This is a genomic window from Alkalihalobacterium chitinilyticum, from assembly GCF_029028005.1.
Lineage (GTDB): Bacteria > Bacillota > Bacilli > Bacillales > Bacillaceae_F > Alkalihalobacterium > Alkalihalobacterium chitinilyticum.
Map to the genome: position 1 here is coordinate 1 of NZ_JAOTPO010000022.1, position 15,655 is coordinate 15,655.

The 15,655-nt window shown below is 37.0% G+C and carries 17 protein-coding genes; 11 read left to right on the forward strand and 6 right to left on the reverse strand.

The annotated features are described in order from the left end of the window. Positions 1-166, reverse strand: a 166-nt coding sequence (locus N7Z68_RS21055) for a transposase (protein WP_275120492.1), incomplete at its 3' end; no start/stop codon positions are given. Between the two features lie 443 nt (positions 167-609). Here N7Z68_RS21055 and N7Z68_RS21060 point away from each other — a divergent pair. Continuing rightward, positions 610-1,152 (forward strand): hypothetical protein, encoded by a 543-nt coding sequence (locus tag N7Z68_RS21060; protein ID WP_275120440.1) that lies wholly within the window; start codon positions 610-612, stop codon positions 1,150-1,152. Between the two features lie 147 nt (positions 1,153-1,299). Here N7Z68_RS21060 and cysK read toward each other — a convergent pair whose 3' ends face one another. After that, entirely contained in the window at positions 1,300-2,238 is a 939-nt protein-coding gene (gene cysK / locus N7Z68_RS21065) for a cysteine synthase A (RefSeq protein WP_275120441.1), read from the reverse strand. A gap of 186 nt (positions 2,239-2,424) precedes the next feature. On the opposite strand from cysK, the gene thpR reads away from it, so the two are divergent. The 5 genes from thpR (at position 2,425) to N7Z68_RS21090 (ending at position 5,686) form a co-directional block, all read left to right on the forward strand. Continuing rightward, on the forward strand, positions 2,425-3,012 hold the full coding sequence (thpR, locus tag N7Z68_RS21070; protein WP_275120442.1) for an RNA 2',3'-cyclic phosphodiesterase: 588 nt from the start codon (positions 2,425-2,427) through the stop codon (positions 3,010-3,012). 8 nt (positions 3,013-3,020) lie between these two features. Further along, a complete protein-coding gene (locus N7Z68_RS21075) occupies positions 3,021-3,386 on the forward strand; it encodes a CidA/LrgA family protein (RefSeq protein ID WP_275120443.1) in 366 nt (121 codons plus the stop codon). After that, entirely contained in the window at positions 3,383-4,072 is a 690-nt protein-coding gene (locus N7Z68_RS21080; RefSeq protein ID WP_275120444.1) for an LrgB family protein, read from the forward strand. Before N7Z68_RS21075 ends, N7Z68_RS21080 begins: the two co-directional genes overlap by 4 nt. Before the next feature lie 110 nt (positions 4,073-4,182). Then, positions 4,183-5,163, forward strand: coding sequence for an NERD domain-containing protein (locus N7Z68_RS21085; RefSeq protein ID WP_275120445.1), 981 nt, complete (start codon positions 4,183-4,185; stop codon positions 5,161-5,163). Between the two features lie 199 nt (positions 5,164-5,362). Continuing rightward, positions 5,363-5,686 (forward strand): type II toxin-antitoxin system HicB family antitoxin, encoded by a 324-nt coding sequence (locus N7Z68_RS21090; RefSeq protein ID WP_275120446.1) that lies wholly within the window; start codon positions 5,363-5,365, stop codon positions 5,684-5,686. A gap of 213 nt (positions 5,687-5,899) precedes the next feature. Here N7Z68_RS21090 and purU read toward each other — a convergent pair whose 3' ends face one another. Next, positions 5,900-6,769, reverse strand: coding sequence for a formyltetrahydrofolate deformylase (gene purU, locus N7Z68_RS21095; protein ID WP_275120447.1), 870 nt, complete (start codon positions 6,767-6,769; stop codon positions 5,900-5,902). 196 nt (positions 6,770-6,965) lie between these two features. Between purU and pulA the strand changes: the two genes are divergently transcribed. Together pulA and N7Z68_RS21105 are read left to right on the forward strand one after the other, a co-directional pair. Further along, positions 6,966-9,113, forward strand: coding sequence for a type I pullulanase (gene pulA / locus N7Z68_RS21100; protein ID WP_275120448.1), 2,148 nt, complete (start codon positions 6,966-6,968; stop codon positions 9,111-9,113). Positions 9,114-9,247: 134 nt separating this feature from the next. Beyond that, the gene (locus N7Z68_RS21105; protein ID WP_275120449.1) at positions 9,248-10,036 is read left to right on the forward strand and encodes a phosphotransferase family protein; all 789 of its coding nucleotides are present in this window, start codon (positions 9,248-9,250) and stop codon (positions 10,034-10,036) included. A gap of 142 nt (positions 10,037-10,178) precedes the next feature. Here N7Z68_RS21105 and N7Z68_RS21110 read toward each other — a convergent pair whose 3' ends face one another. Beyond that, positions 10,179-10,439, reverse strand: coding sequence for a YtzH-like family protein (locus N7Z68_RS21110; RefSeq protein WP_275120450.1), 261 nt, complete (start codon positions 10,437-10,439; stop codon positions 10,179-10,181). 73 nt (positions 10,440-10,512) lie between these two features. Further along, positions 10,513-10,842 (reverse strand): YtzH-like family protein, encoded by a 330-nt coding sequence (locus N7Z68_RS21115; RefSeq protein WP_275120451.1) that lies wholly within the window; start codon positions 10,840-10,842, stop codon positions 10,513-10,515. Positions 10,843-11,055: 213 nt separating this feature from the next. On the opposite strand from N7Z68_RS21115, the gene trmB reads away from it, so the two are divergent. The 3 genes from trmB (at position 11,056) to N7Z68_RS21130 (ending at position 15,156) form a co-directional block, all read left to right on the forward strand. Beyond that, positions 11,056-11,694 (forward strand): tRNA (guanosine(46)-N7)-methyltransferase TrmB, encoded by a 639-nt coding sequence (gene trmB, locus N7Z68_RS21120; protein WP_275120452.1) that lies wholly within the window; start codon positions 11,056-11,058, stop codon positions 11,692-11,694. A gap of 451 nt (positions 11,695-12,145) precedes the next feature. Continuing rightward, positions 12,146-13,717, forward strand: coding sequence for a long-chain-fatty-acid--CoA ligase (locus N7Z68_RS21125; protein ID WP_275120453.1), 1,572 nt, complete (start codon positions 12,146-12,148; stop codon positions 13,715-13,717). 59 nt (positions 13,718-13,776) lie between these two features. Beyond that, entirely contained in the window at positions 13,777-15,156 is a 1,380-nt protein-coding gene (locus tag N7Z68_RS21130; RefSeq protein WP_275120454.1) for a hypothetical protein, read from the forward strand. 186 nt (positions 15,157-15,342) lie between these two features. Here the strand turns inward: N7Z68_RS21130 and N7Z68_RS21135 are convergent, their stop codons facing one another. After that, positions 15,343-15,645, reverse strand: coding sequence for a PepSY domain-containing protein (locus tag N7Z68_RS21135; RefSeq protein WP_275120493.1), 303 nt, complete (start codon positions 15,643-15,645; stop codon positions 15,343-15,345). Positions 15,646-15,655 lie beyond the last annotated feature (10 nt).

Consider the following 15,655-nt stretch of genomic DNA (forward strand, 5'->3'; position numbering starts at 1 on the left):
CATTCTCAAACTCACGATATTGAGTCATCCACTGATGCAAGCAACTAAGCGGAATATCTAATTCCTGTGCAATATCTCTCATTGTTTTCCTTTGTCTTTGTTCTTGTGCGAATTTAACCGTTTGTCGCTTAAATTCTTCATTATACCTTTGCCGATGTTCACCCATGGGAACCCCTCCTTGTTATTATCATCATATCCAAAAATGATGTTCGTTAAAGGGGTGTCCACTTTTTATTCTAATTGCACTCAGTCCGTTAAATGCTTCAATGGGGTCGTTTTTGTTAAAATAAGGTCCTCTCAGTCCGCTAAAAATTTAAAACCTGTAGTAGTAATTTCTTTAGAATTCCTTATTGTAGGTATCTCATCCGAAGGAGCTCCAGTCCCTGCGTCGCTGACCAAGCGCCTTCCGCTTTTCTATTGTCTAGCTACAGGCGCCATCGGCTCGAGGTCGCTTCGGTCCATCCACTGTGTCCAAACCCAGGACACAGATGGCGGGCCCTCCAGCGCTTGTCGCCGATAAGCAAGCGCCTTCCGCTTTTCTTTGTATAATGTTGGCTTGGCTAAGGATAATAAGAGAAGTGAGTGCATTCGTTAAGGGGGATGTTTTGGGTGAAGAAGACAGTTTCTGCTTTCCTTTTTATATTAATCGTGCTTGGTAGTAGCAGTGGTTGGGTGCATGCTGAGGATTACTACGGTGAAAGTTATTGGAACCCGCAGTCGATTGAAGAACAGTACGAAATTATGGGATATCGATCGCTTCAAGTAGCGGTAAAAGAGTTTGAAAACTTGTATCAAAGAAAGGTAAGTCTGCCAAATAAACTGCCGTCAATTGAAATTACCCATACGTTTGGAATTATTGATTCCTATAGTTATCCAGCGAAATTAGAGATTGAGTATGTAAACGAGAATAAACCAAGGGAACAGATTAAAATGTTTATTATTCCTGAAGCGCAAGGAATATATAATAAAGCAAAGGTTGCTCGGTTATTTACATTAACAGATAATTCAAAGGCCATTCAATTAAGAGATAGATATCATAATATCTTAATTTTTCATAAAAATGGTTGGGAATACATCTTGGCCAATAGTAAGAGAATTGAGGAGCAAGTCTCCATCGATGACTTAATTGAAATGGCGAATTCAATACAATAAAAAAGGCTAACTCATACGCTGTTTAGGATAACCTTTCTGGTTATCCATCTAAGGGGACAGCGTATTATGAGTTAGCCTGTTTTGTCTAGCATAAGCGCCCGTTTAGCAAGACGGTCGCTAAACGGGCGCGCTTATGCTTTTGTTGTGTTACTTGTTTTCAAAGTCAAATAAATCGGTGGATAAGTAGCGTTCACCTGTATCACATGCGATAGCTACAACTACATCGTCTGGTGTTAATTTTTTTGCGACTTCTAGAGCTGCAAAGCATGCCGCACCAGAAGAAGGGCCAACGAGGATCCCTTCTTTTTGAGCAAGCTCAATCGTTGCCCAATAAGCGTCTGCATCTTCAATTTTTTTAATTTCATTATATACTTGTTGATTTAAGATCGGTGGAATAAACCCTGGACTTGTGCCAACCAGTTTATGTGGACCTGGTTTTCCGCCGGATAATACAGGAGAGCCTGCGGGTTCAACAACATGTACTGTAGCTTCTGGGTAAAACTTTTTTAATTCTTCACCTGTACCTGTAATCGTTCCGCCTGTACCAGAGGCAGCTACAAATGCCGATAATTTTTTTCCGATACTGTCTAATGCTTCTTTGATCTCTACTGCTGTTGTGTAGCGGTGAGCATCAGGGTTTGCTGCATTTTCAAATTGCATAGGGACAAAGCTGTTTGGTATTTCTTTTGCTAATTCATGAGCTTTTTCAATGGCCCCAGGCATTTTTTTATCACCATCGGTTAAAACTACTTCTGCACCATAGGCTTTAAGAATATTAATACGTTCTTGGCTCATCGTATCAGGCATTGTTAAAATCGCACGATAGCCTCTTGCCGCGGCATTCATAGCAAGACCAATTCCAGTGTTTCCGCTGGTCGGTTCTATAATCGTTGCTCCCGGCTTTAACAAACCGTCTTTTTCTGCTTGAATAATCATTTGATAAGCAGCTCGGTCTTTTACACTTCCACTCGGGTTAAAAAATTCAAGCTTGAGGTAAACGGCTGCACCATTTTTATCTGCAATTCGGTTAAGTTTAACTAAAGGGGTATGACCGATTAAATCCGCAATATTGTTTACAACTCGCATATAGTCACTTCCTTATTTTAATGTTTAGCTATAATACTTCCTCTTATTTTATCATAAATAAAAAAATAATTCCTATCAAATAGATTGGATTTAACTACTTACATTTTTTTATTTAAAAGGAATTACAAAAATTGTAACGACAAAATGTGAGAAATTCGTTAAACTATTTAGAAGAAGGTGTATGATATGAAACCGCATTTTTTCTTGGCTATACCAGTATTAGATCTTGCAAATCAAAGTTTGGTAAACTGGCAAGAGCAAAATAGAGATTACTATCCATTTAAAAAATGGGTGCATCCCCATGATTTACACATTACGCTCGTTTTTCTAGGACATGTGGAAGACAGCTTGTTACATCGGTTGGGAGACCATCTTGATGTAGTTGCAAAACAACAGTGCACCTTTAACTTAACCCTCAATGGGCTAGGCACTTTTGGTGAGAAAAAACATCCAAGAATTTTCTGGGCAGGTGTTAATAAAGAAGAACAATTGATTGAATTACATTCGAATGTTGCCAAAACATGTGCAAGTCTTGGGCTGGATATTGAAAACAGGCCATACCGTCCACATATAACGTTAGCAAGGCGTTGGACTAGTGACGATATTTTTTCATTAGAAAAAGCTAATCAATCATTAACAAAAGATAATTTAAGTACTTGGAAAGTCGATAAATTTCATTTGTATCAATCACATATTGGGAAAAGTCCAATGTATGAACCACTTCGTACTTTTTCTTTTTCAGCTGATGCATTTCGTACTAACAAAGAGGAGTAGTGTTACAATTGACAATCTTACGAATCATTATGCACATCGCGATATTATATTTATTCTATTGGGTCGGAGCATGGATCCAACAAACGTTTGATTTATTCATTCCGGGCAGTATTATTGGAATGTTGCTGTTGTTTGTGTTATTTGCCACAAAAGTCATAAAACCGAAATGGATTGAGTATGGAACTTCGTTGTTGTTAAGGCATATGCCTTTATTATTTTTACCAGTAACCGTAGGGGTTTTAAACTTTTTAGATGTCTTTTCAGGTAAAGGGTTCCTACTCGTAATTATTGCTTTAATTAGTACAATAATTGTAATGGTTTGTTCTGGCGCTCTCAGTCAACTGTTAGCAACACGAAAGGAGCAGAAATTATGAATGATTTTTTCTTAGCTCTTTTTTTTATTAGCTTAACAGTTGGTGTCTATTGGGGGGCTAGGCTCTTTTATCAAAAATATCCCTATCCATTTACACTGCCTTTAGTGGTAGGAACCATTGTAATGATAGCGATCTTGGTTGTGTTTCAAATACCGTACGATACGTATAGTATAGGCGGTGAATGGATTGAAAAGCTTTTGGGTCCCGCAGTCGTTGCACTAGCTTACCCGCTATATAAACAGTTAAGTATGTTGAAGAAATATTTCACCTCAATTGTCTTAGGTGTTTTCGTGGGAGCCATCATCGGGATCGTAAGTGGTTTGATGTTGGCGAAATGGCTTGGTGTTGAAGAAATGTTAATTTATTCTCTAGTACCAAAGTCGGTTACAACACCGGTAGCAATGGACGTTGCAAAGACGCTGGGCGGGGCACCGCCGCTGGCAGCTATATTTGTTATGGTTGCAGGAATTGGAGGAGTTGTATTAGCTCCTTATTTATTTAAATGGTTTAAGATTAATCATTTTATTGGAAAAGGTATTGGAACAGGGAGTGCATCGCACGCGATTGGAACAGCAAAAGCATTAGAAAATGGTGAAGAAGAAGGAGCGGCTAGTTCAGTTGCAATGACTTTAAGTGCCATCGTTGTATCGGTGTTAGGTCCGATGCTAGTTATCCTATTATATTAGTAAAAGGTTTTCAATGAAAAAAAGTCTGATAGATAAGCTATGTGAATACTTGTTGTTTTTTTTCACAGGCTATTAAGATAAAGAAGATAAGTATTACGGAGGTTCACGAATTGGCCCACTTGATCAAGTTAGAAGATTATATTTCTAGATATCAATTTGACATGCAACGTTATCCAACTCAATTTACGAGAATGAAAAAGGAACGTTGGTATTACTTAAAAAATGAATGGGAGCAATTGCAATATTCTAACCCGAATGAAGATATTCTACAAGTGAATACGCTTGCTGAAGAGATGTCATCGCAAGCGAACATCTTTAAGTCTACGGTTCAGAAATTAAAAAGATGGAACTTCTTTTTTAAAGATAAAAAGGGAGAAGAAGTAGAGGTAATTGAAATCGCAGGAGATGAAGAAGAAGATCGGTTGTCTTTAAAAGCTAAAAATCTTGAACATTTGAAAAAGTTATTTCTTGATGATTTATACCAATCGCAAATCATGTGGGCTAGTTCCTCATTACTGGAACGATCTTACTTAAATCCAAAATATAAATACGATCAACAATTACGCTTTTTTGCTCAGGAAATCCCGGATAATTTCTTTTTAATGTATTCACCGGTTTTTTGGATCAAACAGGCACCGGTTGATATGGATATTGTCCTAATCTCGCCAAGCGAAATTCAGTGCATTACGGTTTTAGAAGGAAGTGAACATAGTGTTTTTGAAGCTTCATCAGATCGTTTTTGGGTGGAGCACGTCCATAAAAAAGAAAGAAAATTATTAAGTCCAATTGTAGCTGCTAATAGAATGGCAAGTATCATTAAAGACATTCTGCAAGAGAATAATTGTGAATTTCCAATTAAAAGAACCGTCCTTTCAAAAGATTGTATCATTGATTATAAGGGTCAAGGATTAAAGGTGGAGTTAGTTGATAAACGTTCATTTTCGCAGTGGCATGAAAAGCTGAAAAAACACCCTTCACCTATAAAGAGCCAACAATTAAAAGTTGCTAAACTATTATTGGATCATTGTCATACTTCGGCTCATGTCCGTCAGAGAGTGGAAAGTGATAATCCAGATCAAGATCAATCATAATATTTGAAAAAATAGAGAATAGATAAACTAGAAATTGGGTATAATTTAATTTTATGAAGAGAAATTGAAAAAAGACTGACTGAATGGAAGTATGTTGGTATAAACGGCAGTTATTTAGACGCTGTTAGGAAGGTCTAGATAACTAGGCAGCCCAACAAATACAGTTAGTCTTTTTTAAAACGTGTAAAAGGGGAATTTTATGAAACGTGGACATCAAGAGTTTCAGAATATGTTAGATTTAAGGCAGCAATCTTTACTTGTGCGGCGACAATATAATTGGATGGGTCAGGAAGAATACTGTGTAGAGGTTAAAGGTATTAATGGCTGTGTTGGCCACGGTGATACATATAAAGAGGCAAAGGAAGATTTAATTTTGGCTGTTCGGTTGTGGTTAAAGAAAGAAGGCCGATTAGAGCTGCCACCGCTAAACGAAAAAGAAAAACCGTTGTTATATATTGAACCTGCGATGACCGATAAAGAGTTCAACCAAATAAATGTCATCGTAAAAGAATGGAATGAATGAAAGGTTGGCTTAGCCCATACAATGAATATAAAGCAGTTAAGAACGTTTAACTTCAGATATGTTAGCTTCAGACGTCTTCCGATGTAAGTAAACAACGGCTTGTCGTATTGTCCGATACTTCTTTAGGGGAGGATCTGTCTATACAGAGCTGAATCGTGCTTACACTTAGCTAAAAGGGGCTGCCAACAAATTGTGGCAGCCCTTTCCATTTTATTAAAAGACAATCGTTTTATTTCCATACGTAATGATGCGGTCTTCATTATGCCATGCCACCGCTCTCGCAAAGGTAACACGTTCAACATCCCGACCCGCTATTTTTAATTGTTCTGCTGTAAATCTGTGATTTACTCGAAGAACGTCTTGTTCAATAATTGGACCTTCATCTAAATCATCTGTCACGTAATGAGCGGTTGCACCAATCAGTTTTACTCCACGGTCAAATGCTCGGTCATATGGGTTGGCTCCAATAAATGCAGGTAAGAAGGAATGATGAATATTAATGATTTGCTTCGGAAACTCGGCAACAAACGTCGATGATAAGACTTGCATATAGCGAGCTAATGCAATGAAGTCAATATCATATTGTTTTAGAATTTGAATCTGACGTTGTTCAGCTTCTGCCTTTGTGTCTTTACTTACGGGAATATGATAAAATGAAATACCGTAAGCTTCAACCGTTTCTCTTAGATCCGTATGATTACTAATTACTAATGGAATATCTACTAATAATTCTCCAGAGCGCCATTTCCATAGTAATTCTAATAAGCAATGATCTTGCTTTGATACAAAAATGGCCATTCTCTTCATACGCTTTTCACTTTCAAGGCGCCATTCCATCGATAGCCTATCAGCAATAGGTGCTATTCCTTTTTGGATGTTATCAAACGATTGATCAAAATCATCCAAATCAAACTCGACTCGCATGTAAAACATGCCGCTTTCTGGATCAGTTGTGTATTGATCGGATTGCACGATATTTGCACCTTTTTCATGAAGGAAAGTAGATATCGTTGATACAATTCCAGGACGATCCGGACACGATATTAGTAATTTTGCGCGGTTTTCTAATTTTCTTTGTCTCATCTTTTTCTCCACCTTAATTTTTCTATATACGTTAGTTTAGAAAATAGTATCACGTTTGTACATAAAAAGAAAATAGTAAAACGAACGATGTCTGAATATTTAATTATATAAGGTTAATAATTTTGTGGTGGTTGAAAATAACCAATATACAGTTGATGAAATATACTATTAATAAAGAAAGTTAGGGGGCATGTCTATGAGGGCTTTTCAAGTTCAGAAAGCAGTAATAAAAAAAGTAGACCAAATAACAGTTATCATGTCCTCACCGTTTGAACAACAACTAGAAAATGATTACTTTAGGTTGCGAATGGGGAACAAAGAAATCCCAATTCTTCAAGTCAATATAACATCTAGTAATGAAGTGACGTTACAGCTCATGCAATCTATTGAATTTGGTAAAGAGTATACGTTATATACAAAAGATGGGGAGAGTTACTTTGTTGAAGTAGGTGAAGTCGTTCGGACGAAAGCGTTTGATGATATGTTTTACTATGAGTTAAATGATTTAGGGGCAAACTACTCTAAAGTTGGAACTACATTTAAAGTATGGGCCCCTACTGCAACGGAAGTAAGACTAGTTATTTTTAATGATTGGCAAGAGGAAAAAGGAATTGAAATTCCAATGGTTCGAAAGCAAAAAGGGGTTTGGAAGCTAACGTTACCAGGAGATCAAGATGGTTTGTTTTACCTGTATAAAGTTTGTGTCAATCAGAACTGGCAAGAAGCAGTCGACCCATATGCAAAAGCCTTAGCAGTAAATGGTTTAAAAGGAGTCGTTATTAATTTAAGGAAAACAAATCCACTTGATTGGCCGATAAAATTACCATTCCACAATCGAGATGAAACGATCATTTATGAAGCTCATATACGAGATTTTACGATAGCGACAACGAGTGGTATAGACAAAAAGGGGAAATATGCAGGTTGGCTGGAAGACAAAACAACAGGAGTAAATGGGACTGTAACGGGATTAAATTATTTAAAACAGTTAGGTGTCACTCATGTTGAACTTCTACCAATCAATGATTTTGGAAGTGTCGATGAGCTAAAGCAAGATAGCTATAACTGGGGATACGATCCAACCCATTATTTTGCACCTGAAGGCAGTTATTCGACTGATCCTGTCAATCCTTTTTTACGTGTTCAAGAGGTAAAGCAATTAATTGCGGCTTTGCATAAAAACAACCTTCGTGTCATTTTAGATGTCGTATATAATCATGTTTATATTTGGCAAACGAGCGATTTTGAAAAAATAGTTCCCGGCTATTACTTTAGATATCATTTAGATGGACAAATTTCTAATGGAACCGGCGTTGGGAATGACATCGCTTCTGAACGGAAAATGGTCCAAAAATTCATTATAGATTGTGTCTCTTTTTGGGTCGAGGAGTATAAGGTAGACGGTTTTCGCTTTGACTTAATGGGGATTTTGGATGTTGAAACTATGGATAAACTAGTGAAGCAACTATATCGTCTTAATCCATCGATCGTCTTGTTAGGAGAGGGTTGGAACTTACCGACTGCCTTTCCATTTGAAAAAAGAGCCGTGTTAGAGCAGGCAAAAACACTAGAAAAAGTAAGTTTTTTTAATGACCGTTTTCGCGACCGATTAAAGGGAAGCAGTTTTAACCATCAAGAAAAAGGGTTTATAAACGGTAACGCTGAAGTAACGGAAAGTACGAGAGAAGTATTGGCAGGGACAACAGGAGTATTTCAACCGCAAGATCAGTTATTTCTACACCCTCAGCAATCAATTAATTATATTGAATGTCATGATAATCATACATTATGGGATAAACTCACGCTATCCAATGGGGGAGATCCAGAAGAATACCGTTATAGAATGCATCGGTTAGGGACTTCAATGGTCTTAACCGCTCAAGGTATTCCATTTCTCCATGCCGGCCAAGAATTTTTTCGGACAAAACATGGCGTAGAAAACAGTTATAATTCGCCCGATTCGATCAATGCATTGGACTGGGAACTGAAAGATAAGTTTAAAGACAATGTAGAATACATTAAAGGCTTAATCGCGTTACGAAGGAAACATCCTGCTTTTCGTTTAAACTCGATGGACTTAGTCAAAGCACATATGAAGCCTTTCGACACGCCACCTCATGTGATCGGATATATGTTAGATAACCTGGCGGAAATTGATGAATGGAATCGAATTGCTGTTATTCATAACGGTAGCTGGTCAACAATTGAAGTTCATTTACCATATGATGGAGAATGGCAAGTAGTCGTTGACGATAATAGTGCGGATTTGATACCATTATATTCGGAAAAAGACAGGCACGTAAAAATTGCCCCAATTAGTACAAAAGTATTATTTCAAACATAAGGCAGAGTCTATTTAAAAACGGCTCTGCTTCATTATTCTGTGAAATTATACATAGGCTAACTCACAAATTTGGGTTATACTGTAGATAAGAAATGGTTGGGAAATAACTACAGATGAAATTGAGGGTGAAATGGTTGAAGTTTTTTTTAGGAGACGACTGGCAAGTAACACCAGCCGGTGGAGCAACAGGAGAAGCGTATATTGCACAGCAGGGTGACCAGAAGCTTTTTTTAAAGCGGAACTCGTCTCCATTTTTAGCCGTTTTATCTGCAGAAGGAATTGTACCCAAATTGCTTTGGACGAAACGATTAGAGAGTGGGGATGTCATTACTGCGCAGCGGTGGGTAAATGGGCGTGAATTGAAATCACATGAGATGAACGGTAAGAATGTTGCCCAATTATTGTCGAAAATTCATCGTTCTAGTGAATTACTAGAAATGTTTAAACGAATTGGCAATACACCTCTAACTCCACAAATTATCATAGAAAATCTACAAAAGAAGTTATCATTACTCCAATCATATGATGAAATTCTAGAGCACGGGTTGATTTATTTATTCAAACAAAAAGACAAAGTGGAACACAGTAAATTTGTTGTTTGTCATACGGACGTTAATCATAATAATTGGATTTTGAGTGAAAATAACGAATTGTACTTGATCGATTGGGATGGCGCCACCGTTGCAGATCCAGCACTTGATTTAGGTTTATTATTATATTTGTATATATCAGAAAGTCATTGGGAAAGTTGGCTTAGTCAGTATGGAATACCTTTAACACCTGAGTTGCATTTACGTATGCACTGGTATGTTGTGTCACAAACCATGTTTATTATACTTTGGCATATACAAAGGAACGAACCTGATCAGGTGGAACGTTGGGAAACATATCTTGTCGAACTGATTAGAGATCGTACCCATTAAGAACTGTCGATAAGAGAAGAAAGAACGTTTAATACTAGCAAATAATGCAAAATTCCCCAGGAAATATGGGGAATTTTTTTATTTATTTTGTCGTTATACAGTTGGTTTCACTCGAAACTTCCTTTATTGTTATGAAATTCAGTTAGGTCAGGCTCGTGTTATCAAGAATTTCAATCCATTGATTAACATCTTGATCTACAAAAGGTTGATGATTATCGACATTTAATTGTTGTATCGACTGAAGGGCTTGTAATAAATTGGGATCGTTGTGACTGTCGGCGATAAGAGACTGGGTAAGGCGATTAATTTGTTCATACTCATCTTTAGTCATATATTGCTCGGATGATTGATTTTTTAAAATATCAGTTAGCAGCCCGAGTTTATCGTAACTGTTCATTGGCATAACGGATACGTCCTTTCAGCATAATATACATAAGTCTAATCTTAGAATGCGTTAAGGAATGAATTACTATCCGTTAAATTTCTCTGCCTTTTCGTTGGTCGTAGTCAATCGTAACCGCTTCACTTCCTTTCATGACAAGGTGAAGTTCCTCGATCCAACGTTTTAAATTTAAGTCATTTAATTTAATATGTTCAATTGTATCGTCACTGTCCTGAATTGTTTTACAATAAGCGAGTATTTCTTGTAACGTTCCTTTGAAATTTGGATCAATTTCATCGGAAATGATTATTGAGATTTCATTCTTTAAATTCTCACACTGTGAAAAAGATGTTGTACCTTTTTCAAGTTGGGATTGTAGTATAGAAATGATAGGTTCTGTATTTACCAGCTTTTTATGTGACATCGTACTCCCTCCTTATGAGCTTGTATATAAAACGGATACCCTAATTAAAATTTAATAAACATAGGAAAATAAATAAGTTGTTGCAGTATCTATACATTTTAAAGGAAAGAACATATAATAAAATTTTGAGTATGAGATCGTGAGTGTTTCTAGGGAAATGGTTGATTATCAACAAGAACGATTAACAAACTGGTAGTAAAAAGGAGTGGAAGCATGCGTCTACGTAATAAACCTTGGGCACAAGATGAAATAGATAAAGAACCATCCATTGTCATTGCTCATCCAGAAGAATATAAAGGGAAATGGAAAGAACTGTTTGGTTACAATAATCCAATCCATATCGAAGTTGGAACAGGGAAAGGACAGTTTCTAACGAGGATGGGACAAGCTAATCCCAACATCAATTATATTGGCATTGAGAAATATACAAGTGTTATACATTCCGCAATGGAGAATGTTCGAAATGAAGCTGTCGATAATGTAAAACTCCTCAATAAGGATGTTTTAAATCTAGGGGATTATTTTCAGGATGGCGAAATTGACCGAGTTTATATTAACTTTACTGATCCTTGGCCAAAAGCGAGGCATGAAAAGAGACGACTCACCCATGAAGGGTTTTTAAACTTATATGAGTCAGTATTAAAGCCAAATGGAGAGATTCATTTTAAAACAGATAACCAAGCTTTATTTGAGTATTCACTTCATAGCTTTTCAAAATACGGGTTAATCCTTAATAAGGTAAGTCTAGATCTTCACAACAGTGATATGGTCGGAAATATTATGACTGAGTATGAAGAAAAATTCTCGTCTAAAGGGATGAGAATTTATAGATGTGAGGCAGTTTATCGTTAAGTGACTCGGCTGATAGCAAATAGTAAAATATTGTCTTTTGTAATGTATCCTTTGGGAATAACGATGTTTCCAAAGGATACATTTTTGTTTACTTAGAAAACAATTTTAGAAAAAAGAGTAATATATATTGCAAAACCGGTGCACAAAAATTGGCATGGATTTTGCAATTAGAAACTAAGTTCTAATTAGTAATTGCTGATAAAGTTTGGTGTTGATTTTCTCGCCTTTATTTCAACCTTTCAGTTCCTGAAAGGTATGGGAAATTACCATTTCACGTGATGAGCCGAAATTTATCAAAAATCTGCTTTAACTTAGCTACTTAGTGTAAAAGGGAGGGAGGTGTGATGAAAAAGTAAACACTATAGGTTTTGTAGTCTTCCAGAGTTCATAAAGACAAGGGTGAAAGAATGTTAAGGGTATTATCTAACCATCTAAAAAGGAGGAAATGCTAATGACAATTACGGTCGGTCAAATGCTTGATTGGTCAGCACAAAATTATGAAAATAAACTTGCTTTAGTGTACGGAAGAAAACATCAAGAGTGGACATTTTCAGAGTTAGACGAGAAAGTTAATCGCTTCTCGTCATCTCTCCAAAAGTTAGGAGTGAAAAAAGGAGATGTCGTTTCTACCTTTCTTTATAATACGAGTGAATTCGTTATAGCGTTATTTGCAGCAGCGAGGTTAGGTGCAGTTTTTAATCCAATAAATTACCGTTTAACGGCTCATGAACTAAAATACATTTTAACAGATGCGAAATCAAAAGTTCTATTGTATGAAGAAGAGGTTTTAGAAACCGTTGTTAAAACAAGAGAGCTAGGAGTTAATGTTGACAGCTTTGTTTACGTAGATACCGATACCCCTGATTTTAGTGTAAATTTTTATCGGCTATTAGAAGAAGGTGAAAACAGAAGATCAACTAATCAAGTAGATGAAGATGACATTTATATTATGATGTATACGAGTGGGACGACGGGAAGACCAAAAGGGGTACTTCATAAACATCGGGATATGGTACATCACAGTTTTTTAATGATGCAATGTATGGGTTTAACTAAAAATGACATTGGTTTATCGATTGCTCCATTAAACCATACGGCGGAACTGCATACTTCATTTTTACCGAGAGTACAGGTTGGTGCTACTAATATTTTATTACACCATTTTGACTCAACTGAAACACTTGAAGTGTTACAAAAGAACAAAGTAAGTCACTTATTTGCGGCTCCCACAATGGTGAATATGCTATTAAATCATCCAAACTTTGAAAAGTATGATCTTTCAGCCCTTCGCTTGCTAGGCTATGGGGGTGCTTCGATGGCTCCTGTGCTTATAAAAGAATTTGAAAAACGCACGAATGCTGGCCTTGTTCAAATGTACGGCACGACGGAGATGGGACCTGTTATGACGGTATTATATGAGGATGAGCAATTATCGAAAGCAGGATCAGCGGGGAAGGCTATACTCACTCATGAAGTAAGAATAGTAAAACCTAATGAGGATGGCACTCCTTCTCATCCAGAAAACTTATGTGAAGTAGGCGAAGTAGGTGAAATCATCGTAAAAGGCCCATGTGTAATGAAAGAATATTACCAAAGGGAAGAAGCTACCAAAAATGCACTAGCTTATGGTTGGTACCATACAGGTGATTTAGGTTCTGTTGATGAAGAGGGGTATATTTGGATTAGAGATCGAATCGATCATATGATTGTTTCAGGAGCTGAAAATGTATACCCTCGAGAAGTTGAAGATCGATTAATAGAACATCCCGATGTAGTTGAAGCTACTGTTATCGGTAAGCCAGATCTTAAGTGGGGAAAAATTGTAACCGCTTTCATAGTGGCGAAAAGTGACAGTAATTTAACGGAAGAAGAACTTGATGAATTTTTAATACAAGGAGATAAACTTGCAAAATATAAAAGGCCACGAGAATACCATTTTGTAGATGCTTTACCGAAGACACCAAGTGGTAAAATCCAAAAATTTATTCTGGAAAATCAATTCAGCAATAAAGCAACTTTATAGAAGCTAACTTACAGATCGCTAGTCTAATAGAATATAAAAATTAAAGGAGCGACTGCTAAATGGGGTTATATAAAAAAAGGAAAGATGGTAGTGAGCAACCGTATATATTAGGTCCGTTAAAACTAAGGTTACCGTTTATCCATTATAAAATGGAATATCCTGATTGGTTACAAGGTGCTATTCTTTGTGTAGTTCCAATGAGTATTACAGCTGTAATGATGGATACATTAGGCATACCATTTGAACTAGCTATAGCCTTTGTTATCATTAATAACTTCCTTTACTTGCTTCATACCCATTTTGGTGACCCATCTATAGCAGGGTGGATCACTGCAGGTATACCATTATATGTAGGGTTTCTAGCTGGTTTTCCTGAAGGAGAAGCGAGGATTTTAGCATTAATTGCATTGCAGTTAACCGTTGCAGTCATTTTCCTATGTATGGGAATTTTTAAAGGGGCAGATCTTCTTGTAAAGAGAGTTCCAACTTCTTTGAAAGCAGGGATATTACTTGGTGCTGGGTTTGCGGCGCTCTATGGGGAATTTGCAGATGGCGGTCGTGTTTGGACTATGCCTATTACAATCTTACTTGGAGCAGCTTTAGGTTTTTTCATGATGTTTTCAAAAACAGCAGCACCACTTCGTGAACGGTATCCATTCTTTAGATATGTAGCACAATTTGGAATTGCAATTCCGTTTGCTTTAGCATATTTATTTGGAATTATCATAGGTGAAGTAGGAATGCCTCAAATAAGTTGGAGTATTGTTGCACTACCAATTGGTGAAATCGTATCCACCTATAGTATTTTTGGAGTGGGATTCCCTCCATTAGGTTACTTTTTGCAAGCGCTTCCATTAGCAATTGCTGCATACATCATAGCGTTTGGTGATGTTCTAGTAGCAAGTTCCTTATTAAAAAACGCAGATGAAGTTCGAAAAGATGAAAAGGTTATTTTTAGCCCAGCTCGAAACAGTATCATTGTGTCAATTCGGAACTTTATTTCAGGTGTTTTTATGCCATTTCTTCCATTATCAGGTCCGCAATGGACAGGTGGGCAAGCGTTGGTATTAAATCGCTATATGAATAATAGTAGAAAACAAGTTGATAGTTATTGGGGTGGAGCTACAGGGATTTACTGGGGAATGAGTATTGCACTTCTATTAGGACCACTCGTAACGTTATTCCAGCCAGGTATTAATATTGGGATGGCGTTAACAATGTTAATTCAAGGTTATTTATGCGGTTACTTAGCAATGGAAATATTAAAAGAAAAAGGAACGTTAGAAAAAGGGATCGCTATTATTATTGGAGCTGTGTTAGCTACTCAAGGTGCAGCTTGGGGGCTAGGTGTAGGTATCGTCCTATGGTTGATATTAGAAAAACAATGGGTGAATAAAAAATCGATTCCACAAACAGAGGACGAATCAAAGAGTGTATAAGCAATTAATCTAGGTGCAGCCGTAACCGCACTCATGCTAGGAATATTAAAAAAACCAGTAAAATAATACAGAAAAGGCTGCGATGATCCGCAGCCTTTTTTCAATAGTACGTTTTTTCGGTAGCAGTTACCTTTAGTGCATTACTGCATTAAAGGTAACTGCTACCATTATATATATATCGTTCTGTTATTGGTTTACGTCTAAGATGGTTCCTGTTTTAGCGTCTACGATGAAGTCGTACTGGAGGTTTTCATCATTTTCTGTTGATGCGGTTAACCCGCCGCGGTACACTGTGTATTCAAGCTGATTTTTGTTCCACGTTTCGGGTATCATATGAATCCAAGACCCTGTTACATTAAATGAGTGAGATAACTTGTTTTTGACTTGTTTCAGTGCTCTTTCAGGTGCAATAAGATCTTGCCCTATCTTTGAGCGCAGTAAAAGTCCAGCAACAAGTCCAACTCCTATACCAAGTGCAAAGCGTTTCATTCCCAAAACA

Excerpts from the sequence above, each read along its gene's own strand:
- N7Z68_RS21135 (WP_275120493.1), bottom strand. The coding sequence starts at position 15,645 with ATGAAACGCTTTGCACTTGGTATAGGAGTTGGACTTGTTGCTGGACTT.
- N7Z68_RS21130 (WP_275120454.1), top strand. The coding sequence starts at position 13,777 with ATGGGGTTATATAAAAAAAGGAAAGATGGTAGTGAGCAACCGTATATA.
- N7Z68_RS21115 (WP_275120451.1), bottom strand. The coding sequence starts at position 10,842 with ATGTCACATAAAAAGCTGGTAAATACAGAACCTATCATTTCTATACTA.
- pulA (WP_275120448.1), top strand. The coding sequence starts at position 6,966 with ATGAGGGCTTTTCAAGTTCAGAAAGCAGTAATAAAAAAAGTAGACCAA.
- N7Z68_RS21125 (WP_275120453.1), top strand. The coding sequence starts at position 12,146 with ATGACAATTACGGTCGGTCAAATGCTTGATTGGTCAGCACAAAATTAT.
- purU (WP_275120447.1), bottom strand. The coding sequence starts at position 6,769 with ATGAGACAAAGAAAATTAGAAAACCGCGCAAAATTACTAATATCGTGT.
- N7Z68_RS21110 (WP_275120450.1), bottom strand. The coding sequence starts at position 10,439 with ATGCCAATGAACAGTTACGATAAACTCGGGCTGCTAACTGATATTTTA.
- N7Z68_RS21080 (WP_275120444.1), top strand. The coding sequence starts at position 3,383 with ATGAATGATTTTTTCTTAGCTCTTTTTTTTATTAGCTTAACAGTTGGT.
- cysK (WP_275120441.1), bottom strand. The coding sequence starts at position 2,238 with ATGCGAGTTGTAAACAATATTGCGGATTTAATCGGTCATACCCCTTTA.
- trmB (WP_275120452.1), top strand. The coding sequence starts at position 11,056 with ATGCGTCTACGTAATAAACCTTGGGCACAAGATGAAATAGATAAAGAA.
- N7Z68_RS21090 (WP_275120446.1), top strand. The coding sequence starts at position 5,363 with ATGAAACGTGGACATCAAGAGTTTCAGAATATGTTAGATTTAAGGCAG.
- thpR (WP_275120442.1), top strand. The coding sequence starts at position 2,425 with ATGAAACCGCATTTTTTCTTGGCTATACCAGTATTAGATCTTGCAAAT.